Origin of the sequence: Psychromonas algicola (assembly GCF_004378355.1) — a bacterium.
In the GTDB taxonomy this organism is placed as follows: Bacteria; Pseudomonadota; Gammaproteobacteria; order Enterobacterales; family Psychromonadaceae; genus Psychromonas.
Genome location: NZ_SNUB01000020.1, coordinates 1 through 23,237, shown reverse-complemented (window position 1 = coordinate 23,237; position 23,237 = coordinate 1). Strand labels below are relative to the sequence as shown.

Sequence of the window (23,237 nt, the reverse complement as noted above, 5' to 3'; positions counted from 1 at the left end):
AATTAAATAAACTTAAAGCTCAAAAGTACTAAGATCAGCACTATCTACTGAGCTGTTAATTTGTCCTACTAGGTATGAACTAATTTCAGCTTCTTGTGGTGCTACTTGAACATTATCACTTACTAACCAATGGTTGATCCAAGGAATTGGATTATTTTTCACTTCAAAAGGCGGTTCATAACCAATTGCTTGCATACGTTGGTTAGCAATGTATTCAACATATTGCGATAGAATTTGTTCGTTTAAGCCAATCATTGAGCCGTCTTTAAATAGGTATTGAGCCCATTCTTTTTCTTGCTCTGCTGCTTTTAAGAAGATTTCACGACCTTCGGCAAAGCATTCTAATGCAATTTCAGCCATTTCTGGATCATCTTTACCATCAGCCCATAAATTCAACATTTGTTGTGTTGCATTTAAGTGTAACGCTTCATCACGAGCAATCAGTTTGATAATTTTCGCATTACCTTCTAATAAATCACGTTCAGCAAAGGCAAATGAACAAGCAAATGAAACATAAAAACGAATTGCTTCTAGTGCATTCGTTGAACAAATACATAAATAAAGTTTTTTCTTAATATCACGTAGTGTCAGTTTTTCTGCTTTTCCTTGAATATTCACATATTCAACGTCAGTTTGGTCTAACCCATGTAATTGCATAAATTGTACTGCGTGGATTAATTCATCGTAGTAATAAGAAATATCGACAGCACGTTTTTGGATTTCTTGGTTATTAACGATATCTTCAAAGACTTCGTTTGGGTCTGTGAATAAGTTACGTAAAATATGCGTGTAACTACGACTATGGATTGTTTCTGAGAAAGCCCAGGTTTCAATCCAAGTTTCTAATTCTGGAAGTGACACAATCGGTAACAGCGCAACATTTGGGCTACGACCTTGAATCGAATCTAATAGTGTTTGGTATTTTAAGTTTGAGATGAAGATATGTTGTTCATGATCTGGCAGATTTAAAAAATCGATACGATCACGACTTACGTCGATCTCTTCTGGACGCCAGAAAAAACTTAATTGTTTTTCTATCAGTTTTTCAAATACTTCGAATTTTTGTTGATCGTAACGAGCCACGTTTACTGGGTTACCAAAAAACATTGGCTCTTTAAGAGCGTCATTAGAAAGAGTAGAGAAAGTTGTATAAGCCATGAGACTCCCGAGAAGAATTGAAATTTTCAGTATCTTAACAAAGTAGCTGTAGCTAAGCACTCATTTCTTAAAATTATGTGTTTGAAAGATGTATAACCTCTTTAATATCAGTAACAACTTAAATTTATTATTTTCTCTTAAAGGGCATAGATAATAATCCCCATAACTGTGCATTTTCTTTTGTCTCAGGATATTCAACTAAACCAATATCTATTTGCGTATCTGGTTTCGTTGCTTCATCGGTGTAGCTACCAAACAATCTATCCCACCAAATTACACTAAAACCAAAGTTGCTGTTACTTTCTTGGTACAGTTGACTGTGATGAATACGGTGCAAAATTTGAGTCATTAAAATTGTGCGTGCAACGGCTTCGACTTTTTTAGGTAAACGAATATTCGCGTGATTGAAAATGGCAAAACCATTTAATAGCACTTCGAATAAAATCACCGCGACGGCAGGGACACCTAAGATAAAAACAGCACCCATTTTAATAAAAATACTGGCGACTATTTCAATAGGGTGGAATCTTAATGCTGTGCTTACATCTACATGAGGATCCGCATGATGTACTTTATGTAAGTGCCATAATAATGGGATTTTATGGAATAAACGGTGTTGCCAATAAATAAGCATATCCAGTAATAAAACACTGGCAACAATACTTAACCAAGTTGGTACTTGTAGTATGTTAAATAATCCCCATTGTTGGTCTGCCGCATGCATTGCAAAACTAGCTAATCCAAGTGGTAATACCAACTTAGAAATAAAGTTTGAAATGATTAATATGCCGTAGTTACTTAATAAACGTCCGCTTTGCACAGATTGTAACTCTGCTGAAAGACGTCTTGCAGGGAAACATAATTCTAAAATTATCATTAATAGTAGAACGCTGAAAAAAACAATCAGTCTTATCGAAGTATCATCCAATGTCATTACTTAACCTTTTGCTCTTGAGTGTTATTTTTTAAAGTTTGGTATCCTCCATGTATCCGAGTGAGGATAGTGATGGCGCCTAAGAATGCAAAGCTATAAGCGATCTCTGGAAAGTACGCTGGCCATAGGCAAAAGGCAACAAAAAACGCGATAGTTTCTGTACCTTCTGTTAACCCATTCAAAAAATAAAAACTTTTATTGGCAAATTGCGGTCTTGGTAAGTTTAATTTCTCAGCGGGAATCGCAAAAGCCAAAAAGCTTGAGCCCGTTCCGATAAATACGCTTAATAATACTGCTGCGGGTAAGGCATTTGTACTGGGATCGGCAAGAGCAAAACCTAACGGAATGGCTGCATAAAATAAAAAGTCGACGCAGATATCCAAGTAACCACCGGCATCGCTGGATTTCTCTTGGTATCGAGCTAATGCGCCATCTAACCCATCTAAGATCCGATTCAAGGAGATCATGACTAACGCAGGTATCCAAAGTTGATTGGCCAACAATGGCACTGCTAATAAACCAATAACGAAGCCTATTAAAGTGATTTTATCTGGATGTACATTCCATTTATCTAATTGTTTCACTATCGGTGTTAACAATGGTTTGATAACGGGAGTGACAAATCTATCTAACATGCTTCATTCCTAATTTTATTATTAAGCAGGTACACTTGCTAATGTGATCACTTTGCCTTTTGCTGCAACAGCATCACTTTCATCATGTGTCACCATGATAGCAGGGATGTTATAAAGTTTTATTTGCTCGAAAACTAATTCACGAATTTCTTGGCGTAATTGGCTATCAAGTTTACTAAAAGGTTCATCTAACAAAATCGCTTTGGGTTGGCTAAGTAGTACACGTAACAAAGCAACACGCGCTTGTTGTCCGCCAGATAAACTGTTTGGACTACGCTGTCCCATGCCCTCAAGCCCTACTTGTTTTAACGCTTCAGTAATTGTTTGGCGTCTTTCTTTTTTATCACCTTTGGGCATAGCAAAAGCAATATTGCCTTCTACTGATAAATGCGGAAACAATAAAGGATCTTGATATAACAACCCAATATGTCTTAAATGACTCGCCATATCAGAGATATCTTGATCATTTAAGTAAAGTGCTCCACTAGCTTGAAAACCTTCTGGTAGCATGCCGACTAACCAATTTAAGAAAGTAGATTTACCACTTCCAGAAGGGCCCATGATAGTCAGCACCTCACCCCCATCAACGGTTTCATTGATGGATAGCAGCGTTTTATTATCTTGTTGTAATACTAAATTATTAATTTTTAATGATTGCATCGATATTGGTCTCATTTAAGTTATTAAGCTCGAGCTCGGTATAAACACTTAGGAATTGCCCAAGCTAATAAGAAAAACAACGCAGGTAATAACATTTGCACTAAGGCATAAACAGCGCTGGTTCTTCGACTTGCTCCATTGGCAAGTGTCACGGCTTCCGTTGTAATGGTATTAATGCGTCCTGCACCTGCTAGTAAAGTAGGTAAATATTGGCTAAAGCTAATCGCTAAACCTAAGGCTGCTGCAATTAAAATTGGCCCTAATAATAGAGGCAATTTAAGTTGCCAGAATATTTTAGAAGGGCTAGCACCAAGACTCGCTGCTACTGAGCCAAAACGTGGGTCAAGTAGACGGTAGCTATTTGCTAAGGATAAGAATACGTAAGGTAATACAAACAACAGGTGCGCTAAGATCACGTTGATATAAGCGTGTTGGCTACCTACTTGCTCAAAGACCCATACGAGTCCAAATAAGAACGCGATACTTGGAATCAATAACGGTAAGTAGATGATAAAGCCACTAATTGAAGATATTGTCTTTGTATTTTGTTGCTCAGCTTCTAATGCAAATAAAGTAAGAGCAATGGCAATAAACGTACTTGTTATCGCAATTAATAAAGTATTCCATAAAGGCGTTTGCATCTGCATTATTGCAGTTTGCCAATGTTGGCCAACAAGTTGCTGCGGGAATAGATCAGGGAAAGACCAAAAGCCTGCAAATGACCATAACACCATTGCCACTAAAGCTAAGCCGATAATGCTTAAAATAATGCTAGTTAATAAATGCGTGAAACGTTGAATAATCATTCCACCAAATTCACGTTCGCCATTCACTAAGATTGCTGCACTGCCTTTTTTAATCGCAACTTCTAATGACTTCCACGTTAATAGCAAAATAACGGTGATACCTATTTGTAAAATAGCACCTGCTGACGCTTTAATACGAAGGCTTAAATCAACATCATGGAACCATTGCATAATGGCAACTGCTAACGTCGGTGGTGTATTAGGGCCAAGAATTAATGGCATTTCTACACTGGCACTTGAGTACGCTAATACGGCTAACAATGGTAAGCGCATATAACCATAAAGATTAGGCAATACGACTTTGAAAAAAGCAGTCATTGGGCAATAGCCTAAACTTAATGCCACTTTATGTTGTGCTCTTAACTTTTTACCTATTTCAGGTTGTGCTAAAACACCTAGTGCAATTAATAGCAAAAACGGCAACTCTTTAACCGTTAAACCAATAATAATACTGATGCCCATTGGATCGTGTGGGAATAACCAATCCGGCGGAGTATCCCAACCACTAAGCCAAGGTGAAAACAGTCTTGTTAAAAAACCAGAAGGGGTGATTAAAAAGCCAATCGCAATTGCTGCAGCGGCATGTGGAATAACAAGAATAGGGCCTAATAAGCGTTGAATTCGATGTAGCCAAGGACTATTAAAGTAACTTGCTAGAATTAATATGGTAATTAAAAAAGCTAATAAAGTACTGATTAAACTCGTACTAAAACTTAGCCAAACCATTTTATCAATGCCTGGGGTACTAAACAGCTGCGAGAAACCAGATAAATTAAAGTTTGTTTCATTCAGTGCAGGTAACCAGCTAAAGGCTGGTAAAAGCACGCCTAATAAACCGCCAGCAACGGGCACAACTAATAAAGCAATTAACAAATACGGACTATTGCGTACAAGTCGAGTAAAGAGAGTGTTAGCAACGATCATTATTGTACTCCATAGCGAATAAGCCACTGGTCAGTGATTACTTTCACCCAGCTTGGATGAAGCTCACTTAACAAACGAGTATTATCAATATTGATAATGGTGGCACTTATATGCTGTTTTTCTGCGACTTCAAAAAGTGATTGTTGTGAGGGAGTCAGTTGAGATAAATCTAATACACTGTTATCACCCCATATCGCTGTTTCTTGTTTTTTCGATTGCGCTTCAGGGCTTAGTAAAAAGTTAGCCACTAACTTCGCACTGTCGATATGCGCAGAATTATAAGGGATCGCAACAAAGTGAATATTACTTAAACTGCCATCTTTCATACGATAAGTACGTGTTGTATCTGGCAAATCATAACGTGAAATTGCCGAAGGAATTTCCGCTGCTGAGAAAGTAAAAGAAACTTGTAGCTCTGTATCTGCCATTAAACGGCGTAATGCTAATCCGTTAGAAACAAAGTGTTTGCCGCTGTGCCATAGGTTAGGGTGCAACTCATCTAAGAAAGACCATAGTTTAGGTAATAATAGCGCTTGGCTTTGTGCTGTGGCCGGGAGGTAGAGTTGTTCTTTGACATCTGTGGGCTGAGATTCATTTAAAATGATTAATGCATATTTTAAAAAACTCATGCCTAAAAACTCAGGAGGTTTAGGGTAGGTAAAACGCCCAGGGTTTTGTTTGGTCCATGCTAATAATTCAGGCAAGGTCTCAGGAACGTTTTTTACTTTTAAACTATCAAAGTAAAAAGTCAGCGCTGCTTGTCCCCATGGTGCTTCCATTCCTTGTGTAGGTACACCAAAGTCACGTGTCATGGCCGGATTATTGGTTGGATTCGTTAAAACAAAGTTAGGGAGTTGTCCCGCCCAATTAGGCGCGAGTAATCCATTTTTTGCCATTGAATCGAAATTAGCACCATTGATCCAAACAAGATCAACTTGTCCATTGTTATGGTTATTCGCTGACTTTTCAGCTAAAACTCGACTTACTGCTTCCGCTGTATCAGTTAGTTTTACATGGTTTAAATCAATGTTGTATAAGGCTTCAACACGATCTCCAACCCATTGAATATAGTTATTGATTTGAGCGTCACCACCCCAAGCGTGAAAATACACGCTTTGGTTGGCACCACGCTTTTCAATCGCTTGCCAAAGTGGTGAATTTTGCTTAGCGGCCACATCAGCTTCTGCCGAAGTGGCTGATGCAAATACATTGCTGCTAAGCGATAACATAATGACAAAACAAAAACTAATACAACAACTGACGGGGGTAAGTTGACGATAATAGTTATTTAATTGCATTAAGGTTCCAGTCATAGTCTAAGAATTTAATATTCAAACTTGCTTTACTTAACGCTGTTTTTTGCGCATCAGTTAACGTTAATGAATCTGCGTAAAGTGATACAAAGCTTTGTATTGATTTTGTGCCACGGAAGCCTTTTTCAAAATCATCTCCATACCATTTAAAGATAGAAGACATATAAAAGTTTTTACCTTTAATATAATTACGGCTTGTATCATTTAAAAATCGTTCTGTTTGCTCTGTTAATTGTTGCTCAAGTTTATCACCAGTATAGGCTTCTTCACGTAAAGCAGGGCAGCCAATACTTGCACAGTTTACTGCAAAGTGGATACGTGGATCATTATAACGATCGCTACCACGAATCAAACCATGTTCAATATCGTTCAAACTCACTGTTTTGCCAAATAATGGAATAAACTCTTTATCCCATGGTGAATTAAAGAAACTGCCTAAATCTTTAATTGAATCAAGATCTGGGTATTTTGTTAATATAAATTCAACAGTCCATGCGTTATAAGCGTTAATCAAAAAAGCGAGCTGTTTTGACGTAGACCAAGCATCAAACTCAGTTTGTGAAACCTTACCTAATTGCTCAAGGTAAGATTTTAATTTAGTTCGTTCATCTTTAAATGCTGCATAGTCAACGGCAGTACTACTGCCATTGTTGATTGAGCTGATATTTTGCTCAAGCAAGGTTTCCCATGTTGCATGAATACTTGACTGTGCCGCTACCTGTACACTGTTTACCGCATTATCTGCTGCATAAACATGGCTAAAAAGAGAACCTGTTAATAGTGCCGTGCCTATTGTTAAGCGTTTTGCGTTTAACATTAGGGCTGCACTGAGTTTGTTTTTAATTATTTTATTATTCATCACTTCTCCATATGTGATATTTAAATATCTGGTCTCGACGGCGTTTAATTAACCACGTTTCCATGTGTGATATTTCTCTAACCAATTTAATACCGTTTCTGGTGCGTGATTACGTTTCCATTCACCAGCAGCGTATTTGTTTCCTTCAGCCCATGTTGGGTAGCTGTGAATTGTGCCTAGTATTTTATTAAGACCTAAACCATGTTTCATCGCTAATACAAATTCAGCAATCAAATCACCTGCATGTTCAGATACAATCGTTACACCTAATATTTTATCTTTACCCTTAGGCGTAATGACTTTAATGAAACCTTTGGTTGCGCTATCCGTAATTGCACGATCTAATTCTTCAAAGTCAAAACGCGTGATTTCGTAATCAATGCCTTTTTCTTTCGCTTCAGCTTCGTTAATACCAACACGAGCGACTTCTGGATCAATAAAGGTTGTCCATGGAATAACACGGTAATCCACTTTGAATTTTTTCAAGTTACCAAATAAACCATTCACAGCAGCGTACCAGCCTTGGTGAGCAGCAACGTGAGTGAATTGGTAAGGACCAACAATATCACCAGCAGCAAAGATATTAGGATAAATTGTTTCTAAGTATTCATTGGTTAATATAGTACGGTTAGTTTCAATACCTAGCTCTTCTAAGCCGTAACCTGTTAAGCGAGCACTACGTCCTACTGCACATAATAATTGGTCGTATTCAATCGCAATTTCTTGATCGTTATGTTTAACAATGATGAATTTCTTACCGTCTTTAATTTCACAACGCAATGCTTGGTGAGACGTTAAAATATTGACGCCACTTTCTTGTAATGATGCTGTTGCAAACTCTGATACTTCAAGATCTTCTTTGATCATTATGCGTTCAGCCATTTCGATTTGTGTCACTGATGAGCCTAGACGAGCAAAGCTTTGTGCTAATTCTGAACCAATCGGACCACCACCTAAAACAACTAACTTTTTCGGTGCTTCGTCTAATTTTGCAAATTCATTCCATAATGTATCACTAGTCACGTAACCTGTTTCTTCGATACCTGGTAGTGGTGGAACAAATGGACGTGCGCCCGTTGCAATAACAATACTACGTGTTGTTAATTTTTTAGTTGTTCCATCTTCATAGCTGATTTGTACAGTCCAAGGGTCAAGAATTTTTGCATAACCTTTCTCAACTTCAACACCTAAATTTGTGTAACGTTCAACACTATCATGTGGTGCAACATCGGCAACAACTTGGTGTACACGGTCCATTACTTTCTTGAATGAAAATTGTGGCGTTGAATCATCTAAACCGTAGTGATGTGCGTTGCGAATTTGTTCTGCAATTTTTGCACTTTTGATAATTGCTTTACTTGGCACACAACCATAGTTAAGACAGTCACCGCCCATTTCACCAGCTTCAATTAATGTCACTTTAGCTTTTACTGCTGCGGCAATATAACTTGTTACTAGACCACCTGCACCAGCACCAATTACAACCATGTTGCGGTCAAATTTAGCGGGTTTAGTCCATTTGCTGTAAACGCGACGTTTTTTAATTATATTAACAATTCCTTTGGCAATCAGTGGAAATAACCCTAATAAAACAAAAGAGATAATTAGGTTAAAAGATAAGATGTTCGATAGGCTATCGATTTGAGCTAATTGAGTACCCGCATTCACGAAGATGAATGTACCCGCTAACATACCTACTTGGCTAACCCAGTAGAATGTCCAAGATTTAATTGCTGTTAAACCCATTAGTAAGTTAATTAAAAAGAATGGAAAAACAGGCACTAAACGTAAGGTGAATAAGTAGAATGCACCTTCTTTTTTAACGCCTTCATCAATTGCTTTTAAACGTTCAGGAAAACGTTTTATTAGCGAGTCACGTAATAAGTAACGAGAAACAATAAATGAACACAGTGCACCAAGACTAGAAGCAAAAGAAGCAATTAAAAATCCTTCAAATAAACCGAATAAAGCGCCGGCTGCCAAGGTTAAAATTGCAGCACCAGGTAAAGCAAGTGCAGTCACTGCGACATAAAGTAGAAAAAAGCCACCAATCATTAATACTGGTGCTTGAACTCTCCATTCGCGGAATTGATCCATTGAACCTTTTAAGCCATCAAGGGTGAGTAATTGATGCAAATTAAAGTGGAAAAATGCCCCAATTAATACAACAGCGAGCAGGAGTAGTACGATTTTTTTTAACATAGTTTATTGCCTTCAAGTGAAATACACCGGGTTTGATTTATTAGTAACCTAAAACACCAATAATTATTGTTATTCATTAATTAAAATTTATGATTTTAATGAATAGCTTAGAAGTATAGACCTGATACCCTTTGTTTTTATTTCCTATTAATTAAAAAAACTAATAAATAATTTGAAAGGTGATTTCAGACAGAGGTTTTTTGTAGGATTTATGGTGGATTGCAGAAGAGTAGATATAAAAGAAAGGATGTGATTAACACATCCTTTCTTTGAATTTAATGCCTTTATTTAATGCATCAATACTAGAATCAGTCGTTGCTTATATTTTACAAGCACCATCTGCACAGCCATCATCTTCAATGACTTTCTCATCATCAGCACCATCACGAGTGTTATGGTAATAAAGTGTTTTAAGTCCCATTTTGTAAGCCATTAACAAGTCTTTCAGCAAGGTTGTCATTGGTACTTTACCGTCATCAAAGCGTTTTGGATCGTAGTTTGTATTGGCTGAAATAGCTTGGTCTACGAATTTTTGCATAATACCAACTAGCTCTAAATAACCTTGATTATTTGGAATCGTCCATAACAATTCATAGTTATCTTTGTATTTATCAAATTCAGGTACAACTTGTTTTAAAATACCATCTTTACTTGCTTTAACGCTGATGAAACCACGTGGTGGCTCAATACCGTTCGTTGCGTTAGATATTTGGCTCGATGTTTCAGAGGGCATTAAGGCTGATAGCGTTGAGTTACGTAAACCGTCTTTAACGATGTCTTTACGTAATGTCTCCCAGTCTAAGTGATACTCTTCATCACAAATCGCATCTAATGACTTTTTGTAGTTATCTAGCGGTAAAATACCTTGTGCGTAACGTGTTTCATTAAATTTAGGGCAAGCTCCACGTTCTTTCGCTAATTTGTTTGATGCTTTTAACAAGTAGAACTGAATCGCTTCAAAAGTTTTATGTGTTAGATTATTTGCACTGCCATCAGAGTACTTAACACCATTTTTGGCTAAGTAATAAGCGTAGTTAATTACACCTATACCTAAGGTACGGCGATTCATGCTGCTTTTTTCTGCGGCAATGATTGGGTAATCTTGGTAATCCAATAAATTATCTAAGGCACGTACGGCTAATTCAGCTAAAACTTCAATTTCATCTAATGATTCAATTGCACCTAAGTTAATCGCAGATAAAGTACATAAAGCGATTTCGCCTTCTTCATCCATAATATGTGCTAATGGTTTAGTCGGTAATGCAATTTCTAAACATAAGTTGCTTTGGCGAACTGGCGCGACTTTACTATCAAATGGGCTGTGTGTATTACAGTGATCTACATTTTGAATATAGATACGACCCGTACTCGCACGTTCTTGCATTAACAGAGAGAACAATTCAACGGCTGGAATACTACGCTTACGTATTGATTCATCAGCTTCGTAAAGGTGATATAAACGCTCAAATTCATCTTGATCTTCAAAGAAGGCATCATACATTCCCGGCGTATCAGAAGGGCTGAATAGGGTGATATCTTTTTTGTCGATCAAACGTTGGTAGAATAAACGACCTAACTGCACACCGTAATCAAGATGGCGAACACGGTTAGAATCAATACCGCGGTTATTTTTTAATACTAATAATGATTCAACTTCTAAATGCCATACTGGATAGAAAACCGTTGCTGCACCACCACGAACGCCACCTTGCGAACAAGATTTAACAGCTGTTTGGAAGTATTTATAAAATGGAATACAACCTGTATGGAATGCTTCACCACCTCGGATATTACTACCCATTGCACGAATTCGACCGGCATTGATACCGATACCCGCACGTTGTGATACATATTTAACAATTGAGCTTGCTGTTGCATTGATTGAATCTAAACTGTCGTCAGCTTCAATTAATACACAAGAGCTAAATTGACGAGTTGGAGTACGTACACCTGACATAATAGGTGTTGGTAATGATATTTTAAATTGAGATGTTGCATCATAAAAACGTTTTACGTAATCAAGACGTACATCTTTATCGTAATCTGCAAATAAACAAGCTGATACTAAAAGATACAAAAATTGTGCACTTTCATATATCTCACCGTTTACACGGTTTTGAATAAGGTATTTACCTTCTAACTGTTTTACCGCAGCGTAAGAGAAGTTTAAATCACGATCATGATCGATGAATCTATCCATCTCTTCAAATTCTTGCTTGGTGTAATCTTCAAGTAAATGTTCATCATATTTACCTTTAGAAACCATTTTACTCACGTGCTCAAATACACTAGGCGGCGTAAAACGTTGATAAGCGCGTTTACGTAAATGGAATACGGCTAAATGAGCCGCTAAATATTGGTAATCTGGAGATTCTTCTGAGATTAAATCCGCTGCTGCTTTGATAATTGTTTCATGAATGTCATCGGTGCGAATGCCATCATAAAACTGTATATGTGAATTTAACTCTACCTGTGAAACTGAAACGTTGCTGAGACCCTCTGCTGCCCATGTAATCACGCGATGTATTTTATCGAGATCAATGCTTTCGCGTTTCCCATTTCGTTTAGTAACAGATAGGTTCTTATTCATTTTTTTACCTTAATTAGTTCTAAAAGTAATAATGTTAGTAATAACAAGTAGTTATAGAAGTATGTACGGATTGCTCAAAAAAAACACTATATGTAGTGTCTAATGTTGCAGTGACACACAAGATAAAGCTTTTTTAAATTATTTCAAGGGATAACTATTGTAAGATTTGTGGATAAAAAGCGACATAAACATATTAGTTAGTAGTCGCTAACAAAATGTTGTAAGCGAGAGTTGTTTTAAGAAAATAGCAATGCTTTTTTTAGTTTTTTTTCTTACTTAAAAAAATATTTCTATAGGGGTATAAATTTCTCGAATCTAGATCTTTTTCAAATTTTTAAGCATAAATTGAATTTAATTGTTGAGGTTATTTAAAGGACCACTTTGACCTATTTTTTACATATTACAAGTATTTTTTGTAAGGGAATTAAGCGTGGAATATTAATTACTAGCAGATTTAATTTATTGGCAAAACATTAACGAAACTTAAGATGGTAAAGTCGATTATAAAACAAGTAAAGTAGTAAGGCGTTCCTTACCACTTACTGTTTTGTTGTATTTATACATAAGCAATTTGCTCTATCTTGGCTTTTTTATTTCTATTAAGCCAAGCTTTTTCATGGAAAAAATAAGCAACAGAATTAATAGCAGGCTCTATGGTTGCCATCAATCCTCCAATAAATGCGTCGCCAGTTAAAGCATAAGTCACCGTGAAAGCAACGTTAAAGTGTATAACAGCAAAGCTAACTGTTTTTACTTTAGTCATTGAATCATGCAGCTTAAGAAAAGGGATATGCTGCCATGCCTTTTCATGAGCATAAAAAGCCACTGTATTAATTGAAGGTTCAATTATGGCGATCATGCTGCCTAACAAAATATCACCTGTTAATGAAAAAGCGACTAAGGTTGCAATAGAAAAATGAATAATTGCAAAAGTAATTGTTTTAACCATGATACGTCCCTCGTTAGTTATGTTTTTACTATGTAATTATTATTGATAACTATTATCATTAAGTAAAGGGGGAAATATCTATTCATAAAATAGTCTATGGCTATCGTTTATTGAATTTCAATTGTTTTTAGTGTTTTAACTTGAGTTGGCAGTATTATGTGAGACCGTAGGTCAATGATTAAGGGCGATTAATTTGTTTTAGCGTTTTGTCTGTGCTTGATTCTATAAAGTTAACAAAGGTGCTCTTCTGGTATCTTAATTCCTTCGCTTGATTCAACAAATTTTCCTTTAGATGTTAAAAATTCAATAAGATCATCTGCAGTTAAATCACTACCCATGCAAGTATGAAAGCGTGCATTCTCGCCAAATTTAGTTGCGATAGCTAATTTTAAACTTTGTTTAGTATAAGCTTGCTTTGATTTCGCCATCATCTCCATTACTTGATGGCCGTGAATTGATTCATTCATGTTATTACCTTTTAGCTAATTAATTGTGCGTACTATAACTAAGAGGAATATTGGCGCATTGATACAAAACAATTCAATTATACAAAGTAACTAATTACTCTTTAAAAAATATTCAATAGCCATTCTTATGAATAAGAAGGCATACTAACAGTCGTATTTATTCTCAAATATTTGCTATGTTTATCAGCTATATTTAGGGATTCGTTTCTAGATGTCATTAATACGATTTAGGTTTGAAAAATACCCGGAAAAAAATGAAAATAGAAAATGTTTATTCAAGTATTGCCAACAATATAGCTAATGCTATTGATATAAGTTGGGATAAAGCTGAACTTACCGTTAAAAGGGCAGCTAAAGATGCTATTAATTTCAAAGGTGGAACAACTTTAAACAAAGAGTTTTCATCTTTTAAATTTAAGCTGTTCGATCGGCGACTGCTTGTTAAGGATTTTCATGCTTTATATGACATTGTGACAGAGGGAAACTCAAATCATTGGAATAAAGCCACTTTTACTTTATTACCTTCCGGAAAATTCAATATAGAATTGGATTGGGATGATAAAATGGCTGCTGAGCTTAAATCTTTATCGGAATAATAGAATTTTTTTGAAAACGAGTATTATTGACAGTGTAGCCTTCAGTTTAATGGTTATTAAATTTTTCCCTAGGGAGGAGCAAACTTTTAATGTACTTTTTATGCCGTTTTTGAAATAAAATCTCGTACCTCATTCGACTGTAATGGTCTAACTAAGCGTGCGACTTCAGTACCATCATGCAAATAAATTAAAGTTGGCCAAAGCTTTACTTTGAATGCACGTCCTAATACTTTGCCTTTTCCATCTGCAATTTTAATGTGAGGTAACTCTGGATGCTCAGAAAGTACCTCTTTTATTGCTGAGCTTGCCGCTTGGCAATGTCCACACCAAGCTGTACCAAATTCAAGTATCGCGTTACCTGGTAATTTATTAAGCTGATCAAGTGTGATTGCTTCTTCTTCATAATCAGGGTTAAAACCAAATTGAGTATTGTTCATTTTGTTTAAGCTCCAATATAAATTAAAAAATTAAATTAACGCTAATACAGTTATAAAACAAGCAACAAGGTTGATATGAATCTACTTATAAACCAATTATGAGACAAACTTATTGCTTTAATTTTCTATCATTGGCTTTAAATAACTCGAGCCAAGTTGCCTCATTTGTCGTTTTATCCACACAACTCGCTCGCTAAGGTTTGCTGTTAAACGATGAGGATCGCGTGTTTTCGGGCTCGGTAATAGTACTGCTAATTGAGCGCTTTGATTGTTAGAAAGATGACGAGCTGATTTACCAAAATAATGCTGGCTAGCGGCTTCAACACCATAAATCCCTTTACCAAATTCTGCGACGTTTAAATACACTTCTAAAATTCGCTTTTTACCCCAAATAACTTCAAGGCTAGTGGCTAAAGCGGCTTCTACACCTTTACGTATAAAGCTTCGACCAGACCATAGGAAAAGATTCTTTGCTGTTTGTTGTGAAATCGTACTTGCACCACGTAGACCTTCACCATCATCATATTGTTCGAGTGCATTAATGATCTCGGTGAAATCGACACCAAAATGCACTGGAAAGCGTTGGTCTTCAGAGGCCACGACAGCTAACGGCATAGACGAAGGGAGCTTATCAATACTGATCCATTTTTGCGTGACAGGGTAGGGGCTTTGCAACATAAACGCTGAAGTGGGTACAGGCACAAAGCGAAATACTAATAAGACGACAACGTATAACAATAATAAACGCCATAAGAGGTACCAAATTTTGCCCAAAATACTAGATTGTCGTTTTGCCATTGTTTATCTCTAAGTGGTTTTTAACGCGAATGAGATGATTTCATAGAATGCCACACCCTGACTTTTTTATCTCTAATCAGCGAAAAGATAAAAAATATGAGTCAATAAAATCGAATGATTTGGCAGCTTTATTTTGTTTTGGTTCGGAAACCTAATTTTAAGACGTTTAGAAGTACTTACAAAAATTGATCTGCACTATAGTTTTGCTGTTTTTTAATAAAAAGTAGAGTTTTGCTATTTACAAAAACCTAAATCTAAACGATAGTTGTTATCACTTGCGCAAAGTTTAGAATCAAAATTGAAATTTAATGGTGAGGATCGTATGGATAGAATAAATAATGAAATGACATTGCAACAACCTCGTTATAAAAATGATTACTTAAACAATAGTGAACGCTTTTATCGAGAAACAATTTATCACCTCGAAAAGAAATTAGCAGTACAACCTAAATGCCTTGACTCTCTTTATGATTGGATTGCCAGTTATCACGAATTAGCTGTTATTTATGAGCAAAAAGAGGATGTGCTTATGGCTCAAAAATGTTTATTGATCCCACATCAATCTATGCTTTACATGGCGTTGAATTTTAAAGATGATAAAGAATGGGAACAAGTTGCGCTTAGTGCGATTAATTTAACTTTACCTAAATTGATGGCCTTTGCTGAGGTTCATCCGCCTTGCGAACAATGTATGCAAGAGTTGAATTCACAATTAGCGCTGATTGAAAATAATAAAAAAAGACATCACTAGCTGGTGGGGAGAAAAAGCGCAGAGTAAAGCATTTTTTGTCTGCGCTTATCTTTAAATTTTATTGGATGTAATTAACAATTCCCCATTTTCTTTCTTGCAAGCATTTGTAACCAACCAAAAGTACCTACCATTAATGCAACGAGTAGAGCTGCAATAATACCCATCGACGTCGTGATCCACATTTCGGCGAATATTAAATAAAGTGTCGCCAGTACCCATATATAATCGCCAATTGAAAAATAAAGTACCAAAAACTTGCTTGGCATTGATTTAAACGAAGCCCAAATCAAATGAAAACCATTAAAGAGTAAAATAAGTCCAAGCAACAGAAAAACTAGACTAGGTGCTTGATGACTGATGCTCAAAAAGCCAGAAACCTGTTCTGAGAACAATGAAAAAATGGCGCCAAATCCAATACAGCTTGTTGCATTTGCTTTCATTACATTACTTAACGTGATCATTTTCTTTCCTCATGTATACTTAGTTGACATAACTATAGAGAGAGGTTTTATGTATGTCAATTAGGTTGACAAAAAATAATATTCCAATGGTAGAAAGTCAATCTCTACAATTAGTGCTTGCTGCTGCACAAGTGCATGAAAAAATAGCTTTATATCTTTCTGAATCTTTAAAAAATAAAGGCTATAAATTGGCTTCACCTTCTGTTTTAAATTTCTTAAGCACTTTAGAGTGTGGTATTAATTTTGGTTCTGAAATCGCTAGAACATTAGGTGTCTCTCGACAAATGGTTGCCAAAACAGTCAAAGAATTATGCAAGGCAGGTTACATAGAACAGCGAGATGGCAAAGGTAAACAGAAGGAAATATTTTTTACTAAAACCGGTGAGCTTTTAATGTCGGATGCAAGGCAATTATTAGCTGATATTGATACCGTACTAAATAAAGATGTTGGAGAGAATGAATTAAAAGCAACCGTGACTGAGCTGCAAAGTATTGAGCAAATTATTTCTCAATTAAGTACTGAGTAAGATAGAAAAAGCGATAAAGGACGGTGCTGGTGATGTGAGTAAGGTTTTGTATTTTCCTAGGCTTTTAAAACTATCACTAAGAAATTCATTAATCTATAACCTTACCTTACTCAAATCACTATTAAATTTTTTGTATTTAAGACTCTACTTTTAAAGTAGTGATCACTTTATCTTTATGTAGTAACCAATAAACAAAAGCAAATACGGGGATATTCATTAATATGCCATACATTAATGGGATCACTGCTAATTCAGGTTGATGCATAATACTTAATGCAATGACCATCGCCGTTCCTGCATTTTGTACTCCTACTTCCAAAGCAATGGTTTTTCTATCTGTATCGCTCGTATTGGCTTTTCCTGCAATAAAATAAGCAATAAATAAACTTGAACTACACAGCAATATCACTGAAATTCCTTGTATAGAAAACATGGCTGGAACAATATTTAAATTCGTTGCAAGCAATGCAGCGACGATCAATAACATAGCAATAGATGATACTTTCTTAATGAAAGGGATAACCGATTGTGACCATTGATCGGCAAAATAGCGAATACTCATACCAATAACAGTAGGTAACAAGGTAACCATCACCAGTTTCTTAATCGCAGGTAATAAAGGTAAATCAAAATATTGGCTGTCTACATGACCGCTGTAATGAATAAAACCAATAAAAGCGACGGGTAAAATAAAAGGTGAAAGCATACTCACAACACTGGTTAAGCAGACACTTAACGCAAGGTTACCTTTAGCGATAAATGAAAATAAGTTGGAAGTTGCGCCACCAGGACATAATGCCAGTAAAAAAAGCCCTGCTGCAGCAAACTCATTGAGCGCAAAGGCTTTAATAATAATCAACGCCAACACAGGCAGTAAAAAGAGTTGTAATAAAAAACCGAGAAGGGCGACTTTAGGTTTGGTTAATACCGCTTTAAAATCTTTTAGTTGTAAACTTAATCCCATACCTAACATCACCAGACCCAATACGACGGGTAACATTACTTGCGCTATTATTTGAGCCATAAATTCACTTATTCTTTAATTGATTGATAGCGTTAATGCTATCGATATTAATGATTATCATCTTGATATAGGACATTATTTCTTAGCTTTTCCGCATACTAAAGCTAATTACTTCTTAATCGTTAATAATCATTTCAAACTGATCATCTTATAAAATAGTAATGTTGTAATTAACTGTTAACTGATTAGCTTCTTATCTAGTTACGCTCTCTGCACTTCACAATACCTTATATTACTCAAATATAAGGCTTTATATCGTTTTACTTCTATAATTTCATTTTTATTCGATCTTGATTCTCATTTCAGCTATAAATTGATTTAACTCACAATCATTTATAACCTACACTCATTAGATAGAAATTTGCTTAGCCACTAATAAAATGAGACTACTATGCAACTTGCAAATGATGTACTGACTCGTAACAACGTTAAAGTAATTGGCACAGGATCTAAAACCTTAATGCTTGCACATGGCTTTGGTTGCGATCAAAACATGTGGCGTTTTATCACACCTTCACTCGAAAAAAAGTTTAAAATAATACTCTTTGATTATGTGGGCTCAGGCAATTCTGATCTTTCACAATACGATAAAGAACGCTATAGCAGCCTTGAAGGTTATGCGCAGGACATTATCGAAATAGGTGAAGCATTACAACTCTCTGATACTATTTTTATCGGACACTCTGTCAGCGGTATCATTGGCTCCCTTGCGAGTATTGAAGCACCCAAGCTTTTCTCAAGTATGATCATGATTTGTCCATCACCTTGTTTCTTAAATTTTCCTCCAGATTATTTAGGTGGATTTGAAAAACAAGATTTACAAGAATTATTGAATTTGATGGATAAAAATTATATCGGGTGGGCGAATTATTTAGCGCCGTTAGTAATGGGAGAAACGAATCCAAGTGAATTTACTGACGAACTTTCCAGTAGCTTCTGCTCTACAGATCCCGTTGTAGCAAAGGGGTTTGCTAAAGCGACTTTTCTTTCTGATTATCGACATATATTAAAAGACATTAAACAACCCACATTAATATTTCAAAGCAAAAACGATTCATTAGCTTCCCCTGAAATAGGCAAGTTTATCAATGAAAATATAACCAATAGTGAACTCGAGATTGTAGAAGCTGATGGGCACTGTTTGCATATGACTCACCCCGAACCAATCATAGATTCTATATTCAAATATTTAGATAAATAATGAAACAGCAGCAAGCTATTTCTGCTTCGCCTATGACGGCATATACGTTAAATGACTTTCCTAACGGAGTCTTTATCACTGATGAGTCAAGAATGATTATTTATTGTAACGACTATTTTTCGACAGAGTTAGAGTGGGAGCTCGATGCGCTAATTGGAAAAAGTGCAGACATTATTTTTACGCTTGCTTCTAAGGTTTTTTATCAAACTTATTTAGTGCCAACACTCTTACATGAAAATACATGTGAAGAGATGCAATTAACTATGATAAATGGAAAAGGCGTGCGTATTCCAATCACGGTTAACGTTAAAAGCGATAACAATGGTCTTATCTATTGGAGTTTTTTTAACGCATCAAAACGAGATAAATTGTATGAAGAGTTAATTCAAGCAAGAGAAACACTTGAACAACAAGCAGAACAATTAAAACTACTCGCATCAACGGATGAATTGACAACCTTACTAAATAGAAGAGAAATGAAGCATAGAAGTAGTCTAGCGATTGAACTGGCAGCAAGATCTCACCATTCTGTGGCTTTACTACAACTCGATATAGACCATTTTAAAAAAGTAAATGATGCCTATGGGCACCCCGAAGGCGATCGCGTGTTAAAAGAACTAGGGATGCAATTAAAGAAACTTGCACGGAAAACAGATCTCGTTTCTCGTTTTGGTGGTGAAGAATTTTTAATTCTTTTACCCGATTCCAATAAACAAGATGCAATATTGTTTTGTGAGCGACTGCACCATTTAATGAAGGAAATTAAAATAGGAAGTGATCACATCCAAGCCAGTATAGGATTAACCATCAGCAGTTCAGAAAGTACATTTAAAACACTTTATAGCGAAGTAGATAATGCTTTATATAAGGCTAAAGAATCCGGTCGAAATAGAACAGAACTTTACAATTCAAACCTATAAAAAAACGAAGCTATTTAACAAACCGCTACCGGATCATTTTTCTGATAACTCATCCTAACCAATTGATGTAAATTGTCTGGTATGTTGGTTTTCATCATTTTATACTGCCAAATTTCTGTTTTTACTGATTATTTTAATAAGATATAATCACACAATTATATTAACACTTTTATAGAGGTAAGTAAGTTGAGCGAGAAAAGTGAAAGTACAGAAGTCTTAACTGCCATTGGCGATAGCATTCCGGGATTTGAACATAACGGAAGTATTTATTATGTTTCTCAATGTGAAACCATGCTTGCCGTTAAGCTAAACGACGGCGTTTATATTTATGATGTGAGTGCTGATGTGTGGAAAGTCATCACTATCATCGAAACCAACATTAATATCAGCAATATAGAGTTATATAAAGATCGTGTCGTATTATCCGGTGATACTTGGGGAACTCGATTAGGTAAGCTTTCCATTCATAATGTTGCTGATGGTTCTGTCATTTTTGAATGTGAACATTCTTATATGTATATAGGGTTAGATTTGCAAGGAGATGATCTCTTTCTCGCTCATAAAGATGGTCTGACTCATCTTAATATTGAAAATGGTACTTTTACCGATGTTGGATTTGTGCCTGATCCAAAATCCCCTGAACGTACACATGGAATGTATAATAGTTACGGTAAGGATGTGGTTGTCTCGGATAATTATGTTTACATTAATGGACGCCATATTGGAGTTAATGTATTTAAACGAGAAGAGAACAATCAGCTTGTTTTCATTAAGAGCGTTGGTCCACGTTATACGCCTACAAAAATGCAATGGTTAAAAGAACAAGAAACGCTACTGCTTTTAGGAGATACGGTCGTTTTAGTGGTTGATGTTACTCAACCTGAAAAACCTAAAATGTTACCCACTGCTTCTTTCAAAAAAAGCGAAGTGGAACTAGGCCTTTGGGATGGAGATAATTTCCTTACTCTGGTAAGCCCCATTTCTCAAAGAAAAAAAATAAAGCTAGCTTCTATTGATCTTACTGATGCTCCTACTCTTGTTGATGAATATACTTTTGCCAGAGAGGATGACGCATCACCTAAAGCAATCGTGCTAAATGGTCATCGTCTCACTATTATTTATAGCGAAACCATGTCAGTTTTTGAATATGCAGGATTCTCAAAAGGGCATTCTGATAAATTTGAAGCAGCTATTAAAGAATTAAGAAATAGTGACTCCGGCGCTTTAATATCATCAACATTGGATTCATTAGCCGCATTGAATAAAAAGCTGTTGGTTAAGAATATTGCAGCTGACCTTGAAAAGTCCTTTAAGTCATGGGCAAAAACCAAACCAGAAGGGGTACTAGAGAGTGTTAATTTTGAGTGGCCGGGACATGTTGCGGAGCCAGCTGACTACAATGCTCAAGCTTATGCAACCTCGGACCAATTCAGTTTATCTGGATTTAATGTGGGCTTCGCCTATCAGATTGTTGATCAATTAGATATTAATGATCAGCGAATTGAAGAAACGATCAGTGAAGTACAAGCTATCGCGGATGATTTAACTTACTCTGTATTTAAAGAGGCGTTTGCAGTCGCTGCTAAGTCTACGGCCTTTAAAAAATTGAACAAAGCGGATGTATTGAGCTTTACCATGAATAGTCACGAAGACACTCCAATAGAAGTATTTAATTACACTTCTTAACTGCCTATCTTGATAACCAGAGAGCTTGCAATTTGATTGCGAGCTCTCTTAACAACGCATCAATTGTAATAACTTCAAACATAATAATGCCAACCTTAAAGATTTGAGTAGATACTTTGCATTAAGTTGAATCAGTTTTTAACTGATTGATATTGCTTAACTTAATAATAAAATACTCAGCACTTTATTTTTTTATATTTTTAATGAAATCAAATTCCCTTCTGCTTGGTCTATTAAACGTTACCTCAAGTATTTTACATATCTCAACAGTGTTTAGTTTTTCTTCTCTTGGCATTTGAAATAAAAGGAAGAGCGGACTGTCTATTTTAAGATTATTTGAGCGTTTGCAATAGAAAAACAAAGTGAACACATTACATTTTCTAGTTAACAAAGAGGGCGTTATGAACAAATTAATTAAATCAGGTTTATTAACCATTGCACTATTTGGTCAACAACAAGTCTTAGCCGAAACGTTTAATAGCGGAGTCGATTCTGTTGCATTAGTTGAGCTTTTTAGCTCTGAAGGTTGCCATTCTTGCCCGCCTGCGGATGAAAAAGTGAGTGAGTTATTGGATAGCCCTACATTATTCAAAAAATTCGTTCCTGTTGCTTTCCATGTCGACTATTGGGACAGATTAGGTTGGAAAGACCCCTTTGCAACACCAGAATATACCGCTAGACAATATAGCTTGTTACAAGAAGGTGGTCGAAGAGGAGCTTATACGCCAAATTTCATTATTGCGGGTAATGAGTGGAAAGGTTTCTTTAGAGGGCATTCTATAGAAAGTGGTGTCGATACGTTTGCAAAAAGCGCCATTGGTAATTTAAAAATAGATTATCAAGCCTCCAACACCGAGCACGAAGTTAAAGCGGTTTTTTCGCCTGACAAAGGATTTATAGCAGATAAAAGCAAGCCATTGGTATTATCGGTTGCCCCATTAGGCATGGGGTTAAAGAGCAATGTAAAACGCGGAGAGAACCGTAATAAGCAATTACAACATGAATTTGTGGCGTTAGATTGGCAAAAAATCCCGATGACATTTGAAAATAACCAATGGGTTGCGACATTGAATTTAGCGAAAGATGCACATAAAGAGCAAGCACAAGCGATCAGTGCATGGGTAAGTAGTGATAATAGTTTAGTGCCTATTCAAGCAGTCGGAGGTTATATTAAATAACTGTTAATAAATGGTCGTTAATACAAAAGCTAATCACTGTGACCCTGTAAATAATTCTGTGTAATTACCATTTTTACAGATGTTTTTTCAAGCGGTCTTCAAACTCTATTATAAACCGATTCATGGCAGCTCTCCAACTATGGATCGGTTTTGACCATTTC

The 23,237-nt window shown here is 36.0% G+C and carries 22 protein-coding genes and 1 pseudogene; 7 read left to right on the top strand and 16 right to left on the bottom strand.

Going from position 1 to position 23,237, the window contains the following annotated elements:
- Positions 1-12: 12 nt before the first annotated feature.
- From nrdB to E2R67_RS10740, 12 genes and pseudogenes are all read right to left on the bottom strand, one after another.
- Entirely contained in the window at positions 13-1,158 is a 1,146-nt protein-coding gene (nrdB, locus tag E2R67_RS10790; RefSeq protein WP_134290967.1) for a class Ia ribonucleoside-diphosphate reductase subunit beta, read from the bottom strand.
- 127 nt (positions 1,159-1,285) lie between these two features.
- Positions 1,286-2,035 (bottom strand): sterol desaturase family protein, encoded by a 750-nt coding sequence (locus E2R67_RS10785; RefSeq protein ID WP_445177039.1) that lies wholly within the window; start codon positions 2,033-2,035, stop codon positions 1,286-1,288.
- Positions 2,036-2,091: 56 nt separating this feature from the next.
- A complete protein-coding gene (locus E2R67_RS10780) occupies positions 2,092-2,727 on the bottom strand; it encodes a CDP-alcohol phosphatidyltransferase family protein (RefSeq protein ID WP_134290965.1) in 636 nt (211 codons plus the stop codon).
- 21 nt (positions 2,728-2,748) lie between these two features.
- Positions 2,749-3,387 (bottom strand): ATP-binding cassette domain-containing protein, encoded by a 639-nt coding sequence (locus tag E2R67_RS10775; protein WP_134290964.1) that lies wholly within the window; start codon positions 3,385-3,387, stop codon positions 2,749-2,751.
- Between the two features lie 23 nt (positions 3,388-3,410).
- Positions 3,411-5,117 carry an ABC transporter permease gene (locus E2R67_RS10770; RefSeq protein WP_134290963.1) on the bottom strand — a complete coding sequence of 569 codons (1,707 nt, stop codon included), beginning with the start codon at positions 5,115-5,117 and terminating at the stop codon, positions 3,411-3,413.
- Positions 5,117-6,415: an ABC transporter substrate-binding protein gene (locus E2R67_RS10765; protein ID WP_134290962.1), complete on the bottom strand. Its 1,299-nt coding sequence runs from the start codon at positions 6,413-6,415 to the stop codon at positions 5,117-5,119. The genes E2R67_RS10770 and E2R67_RS10765 overlap by 1 nt, the downstream gene beginning before the upstream one ends.
- Positions 6,402-7,289: a DUF547 domain-containing protein gene (locus E2R67_RS10760; protein WP_243837001.1), complete on the bottom strand. Its 888-nt coding sequence runs from the start codon at positions 7,287-7,289 to the stop codon at positions 6,402-6,404. The genes E2R67_RS10765 and E2R67_RS10760 overlap by 14 nt, the downstream gene beginning before the upstream one ends.
- Positions 7,290-7,337: 48 nt before the next feature.
- Entirely contained in the window at positions 7,338-9,491 is a 2,154-nt protein-coding gene (locus E2R67_RS10755; RefSeq protein ID WP_134290961.1) for a dihydrolipoyl dehydrogenase family protein, read from the bottom strand.
- 319 nt (positions 9,492-9,810) lie between these two features.
- Positions 9,811-12,081 carry a class 1a ribonucleoside-diphosphate reductase subunit alpha gene (nrdA, locus tag E2R67_RS10750; RefSeq protein ID WP_134290960.1) on the bottom strand — a complete coding sequence of 757 codons (2,271 nt, stop codon included), beginning with the start codon at positions 12,079-12,081 and terminating at the stop codon, positions 9,811-9,813.
- A gap of 556 nt (positions 12,082-12,637) precedes the next feature.
- Entirely contained in the window at positions 12,638-12,844 is a 207-nt protein-coding gene (locus E2R67_RS16765) for a DUF2061 domain-containing protein (protein ID WP_208379512.1), read from the bottom strand.
- A 42-nt stretch (positions 12,845-12,886) separates the two neighbouring features.
- A pseudogene (locus tag E2R67_RS16760) lies at positions 12,887-13,030 on the bottom strand (DUF2061 domain-containing protein); the annotation flags it as partial.
- Positions 13,031-13,260: 230 nt separating this feature from the next.
- Entirely contained in the window at positions 13,261-13,497 is a 237-nt protein-coding gene (locus tag E2R67_RS10740) for a YecH family metal-binding protein (protein ID WP_134290958.1), read from the bottom strand.
- A gap of 254 nt (positions 13,498-13,751) precedes the next feature.
- Between E2R67_RS10740 and E2R67_RS10735 the strand changes: the two genes are divergently transcribed.
- Positions 13,752-14,093, top strand: coding sequence for an immunity protein YezG family protein (locus E2R67_RS10735; protein WP_134290957.1), 342 nt, complete (start codon positions 13,752-13,754; stop codon positions 14,091-14,093).
- Between the two features lie 98 nt (positions 14,094-14,191).
- Here E2R67_RS10735 and E2R67_RS10730 read toward each other — a convergent pair whose 3' ends face one another.
- Entirely contained in the window at positions 14,192-14,530 is a 339-nt protein-coding gene (locus E2R67_RS10730; RefSeq protein WP_134290956.1) for a thioredoxin family protein, read from the bottom strand.
- 117 nt (positions 14,531-14,647) lie between these two features.
- Positions 14,648-15,328 (bottom strand): monofunctional biosynthetic peptidoglycan transglycosylase, encoded by a 681-nt coding sequence (mtgA, locus tag E2R67_RS10725; RefSeq protein ID WP_134290955.1) that lies wholly within the window; start codon positions 15,326-15,328, stop codon positions 14,648-14,650.
- A 322-nt stretch (positions 15,329-15,650) separates the two neighbouring features.
- Here mtgA and E2R67_RS10720 point away from each other — a divergent pair, with 322 nt between their 5' ends.
- The gene (locus E2R67_RS10720) at positions 15,651-16,079 is read left to right on the top strand and encodes a DUF2753 family protein (RefSeq protein ID WP_134290954.1); all 429 of its coding nucleotides are present in this window, start codon (positions 15,651-15,653) and stop codon (positions 16,077-16,079) included.
- A gap of 71 nt (positions 16,080-16,150) precedes the next feature.
- Here E2R67_RS10720 and E2R67_RS10715 read toward each other — a convergent pair whose 3' ends face one another.
- Entirely contained in the window at positions 16,151-16,540 is a 390-nt protein-coding gene (locus tag E2R67_RS10715; RefSeq protein ID WP_134290953.1) for a hypothetical protein, read from the bottom strand.
- A 53-nt stretch (positions 16,541-16,593) separates the two neighbouring features.
- On the opposite strand from E2R67_RS10715, the gene E2R67_RS10710 reads away from it, so the two are divergent.
- Positions 16,594-17,067, top strand: coding sequence for a MarR family winged helix-turn-helix transcriptional regulator (locus E2R67_RS10710; protein WP_134290952.1), 474 nt, complete (start codon positions 16,594-16,596; stop codon positions 17,065-17,067).
- A 136-nt stretch (positions 17,068-17,203) separates the two neighbouring features.
- Here E2R67_RS10710 and E2R67_RS10705 read toward each other — a convergent pair whose 3' ends face one another.
- Positions 17,204-18,091 carry a bile acid:sodium symporter family protein gene (locus E2R67_RS10705; RefSeq protein WP_134290951.1) on the bottom strand — a complete coding sequence of 296 codons (888 nt, stop codon included), beginning with the start codon at positions 18,089-18,091 and terminating at the stop codon, positions 17,204-17,206.
- Between the two features lie 391 nt (positions 18,092-18,482).
- On the opposite strand from E2R67_RS10705, the gene E2R67_RS10700 reads away from it, so the two are divergent.
- The 4 genes from E2R67_RS10700 (at position 18,483) to E2R67_RS10685 (ending at position 23,076) form a co-directional block, all read left to right on the top strand.
- Positions 18,483-19,292, top strand: coding sequence for an alpha/beta fold hydrolase (locus E2R67_RS10700; protein ID WP_134290950.1), 810 nt, complete (start codon positions 18,483-18,485; stop codon positions 19,290-19,292).
- Positions 19,292-20,212: a GGDEF domain-containing protein gene (locus E2R67_RS10695; RefSeq protein ID WP_166739368.1), complete on the top strand. Its 921-nt coding sequence runs from the start codon at positions 19,292-19,294 to the stop codon at positions 20,210-20,212. The genes E2R67_RS10700 and E2R67_RS10695 overlap by 1 nt, the downstream gene beginning before the upstream one ends.
- Before the next feature lie 186 nt (positions 20,213-20,398).
- A complete protein-coding gene (locus E2R67_RS10690; RefSeq protein ID WP_134290949.1) occupies positions 20,399-21,898 on the top strand; it encodes a hypothetical protein in 1,500 nt (499 codons plus the stop codon).
- Positions 21,899-22,299: 401 nt separating this feature from the next.
- Entirely contained in the window at positions 22,300-23,076 is a 777-nt protein-coding gene (locus E2R67_RS10685; protein WP_134290948.1) for a DUF1223 domain-containing protein, read from the top strand.
- The last annotated feature ends 161 nt before the right edge of the window (positions 23,077-23,237 follow it).

Bases quoted from the DNA above. Each gene is read 5' to 3' on its own strand.
- nrdB (WP_134290967.1), bottom strand. From the start codon at position 1,158: ATGGCTTATACAACTTTCTCTACTCTTTCTAATGACGCTCTTAAAGAG.
- E2R67_RS10785 (WP_445177039.1), bottom strand. From the start codon at position 2,035: ATGATAATTTTAGAATTATGTTTCCCTGCAAGACGTCTTTCAGCAGAG.
- E2R67_RS10780 (WP_134290965.1), bottom strand. From the start codon at position 2,727: ATGTTAGATAGATTTGTCACTCCCGTTATCAAACCATTGTTAACACCG.
- E2R67_RS10775 (WP_134290964.1), bottom strand. From the start codon at position 3,387: ATGCAATCATTAAAAATTAATAATTTAGTATTACAACAAGATAATAAA.
- E2R67_RS10770 (WP_134290963.1), bottom strand. From the start codon at position 5,117: ATGATCGTTGCTAACACTCTCTTTACTCGACTTGTACGCAATAGTCCG.
- E2R67_RS10765 (WP_134290962.1), bottom strand. From the start codon at position 6,415: ATGCAATTAAATAACTATTATCGTCAACTTACCCCCGTCAGTTGTTGT.
- E2R67_RS10760 (WP_243837001.1), bottom strand. From the start codon at position 7,289: ATGAATAATAAAATAATTAAAAACAAACTCAGTGCAGCCCTAATGTTA.
- E2R67_RS10755 (WP_134290961.1), bottom strand. From the start codon at position 9,491: ATGTTAAAAAAAATCGTACTACTCCTGCTCGCTGTTGTATTAATTGGG.
- nrdA (WP_134290960.1), bottom strand. From the start codon at position 12,081: ATGAATAAGAACCTATCTGTTACTAAACGAAATGGGAAACGCGAAAGC.
- E2R67_RS16765 (WP_208379512.1), bottom strand. From the start codon at position 12,844: ATGACTAAAGTAAAAACAGTTAGCTTTGCTGTTATACACTTTAACGTT.
- E2R67_RS10740 (WP_134290958.1), bottom strand. From the start codon at position 13,497: ATGAATGAATCAATTCACGGCCATCAAGTAATGGAGATGATGGCGAAA.
- E2R67_RS10735 (WP_134290957.1), top strand. From the start codon at position 13,752: ATGAAAATAGAAAATGTTTATTCAAGTATTGCCAACAATATAGCTAAT.
- E2R67_RS10730 (WP_134290956.1), bottom strand. From the start codon at position 14,530: ATGAACAATACTCAATTTGGTTTTAACCCTGATTATGAAGAAGAAGCA.
- mtgA (WP_134290955.1), bottom strand. From the start codon at position 15,328: ATGGCAAAACGACAATCTAGTATTTTGGGCAAAATTTGGTACCTCTTA.
- E2R67_RS10720 (WP_134290954.1), top strand. From the start codon at position 15,651: ATGGATAGAATAAATAATGAAATGACATTGCAACAACCTCGTTATAAA.
- E2R67_RS10715 (WP_134290953.1), bottom strand. From the start codon at position 16,540: ATGATCACGTTAAGTAATGTAATGAAAGCAAATGCAACAAGCTGTATT.
- E2R67_RS10710 (WP_134290952.1), top strand. From the start codon at position 16,594: ATGTCAATTAGGTTGACAAAAAATAATATTCCAATGGTAGAAAGTCAA.
- E2R67_RS10705 (WP_134290951.1), bottom strand. From the start codon at position 18,091: ATGGCTCAAATAATAGCGCAAGTAATGTTACCCGTCGTATTGGGTCTG.
- E2R67_RS10700 (WP_134290950.1), top strand. From the start codon at position 18,483: ATGCAACTTGCAAATGATGTACTGACTCGTAACAACGTTAAAGTAATT.
- E2R67_RS10695 (WP_166739368.1), top strand. From the start codon at position 19,292: ATGAAACAGCAGCAAGCTATTTCTGCTTCGCCTATGACGGCATATACG.
- E2R67_RS10685 (WP_134290948.1), top strand. From the start codon at position 22,300: ATGAACAAATTAATTAAATCAGGTTTATTAACCATTGCACTATTTGGT.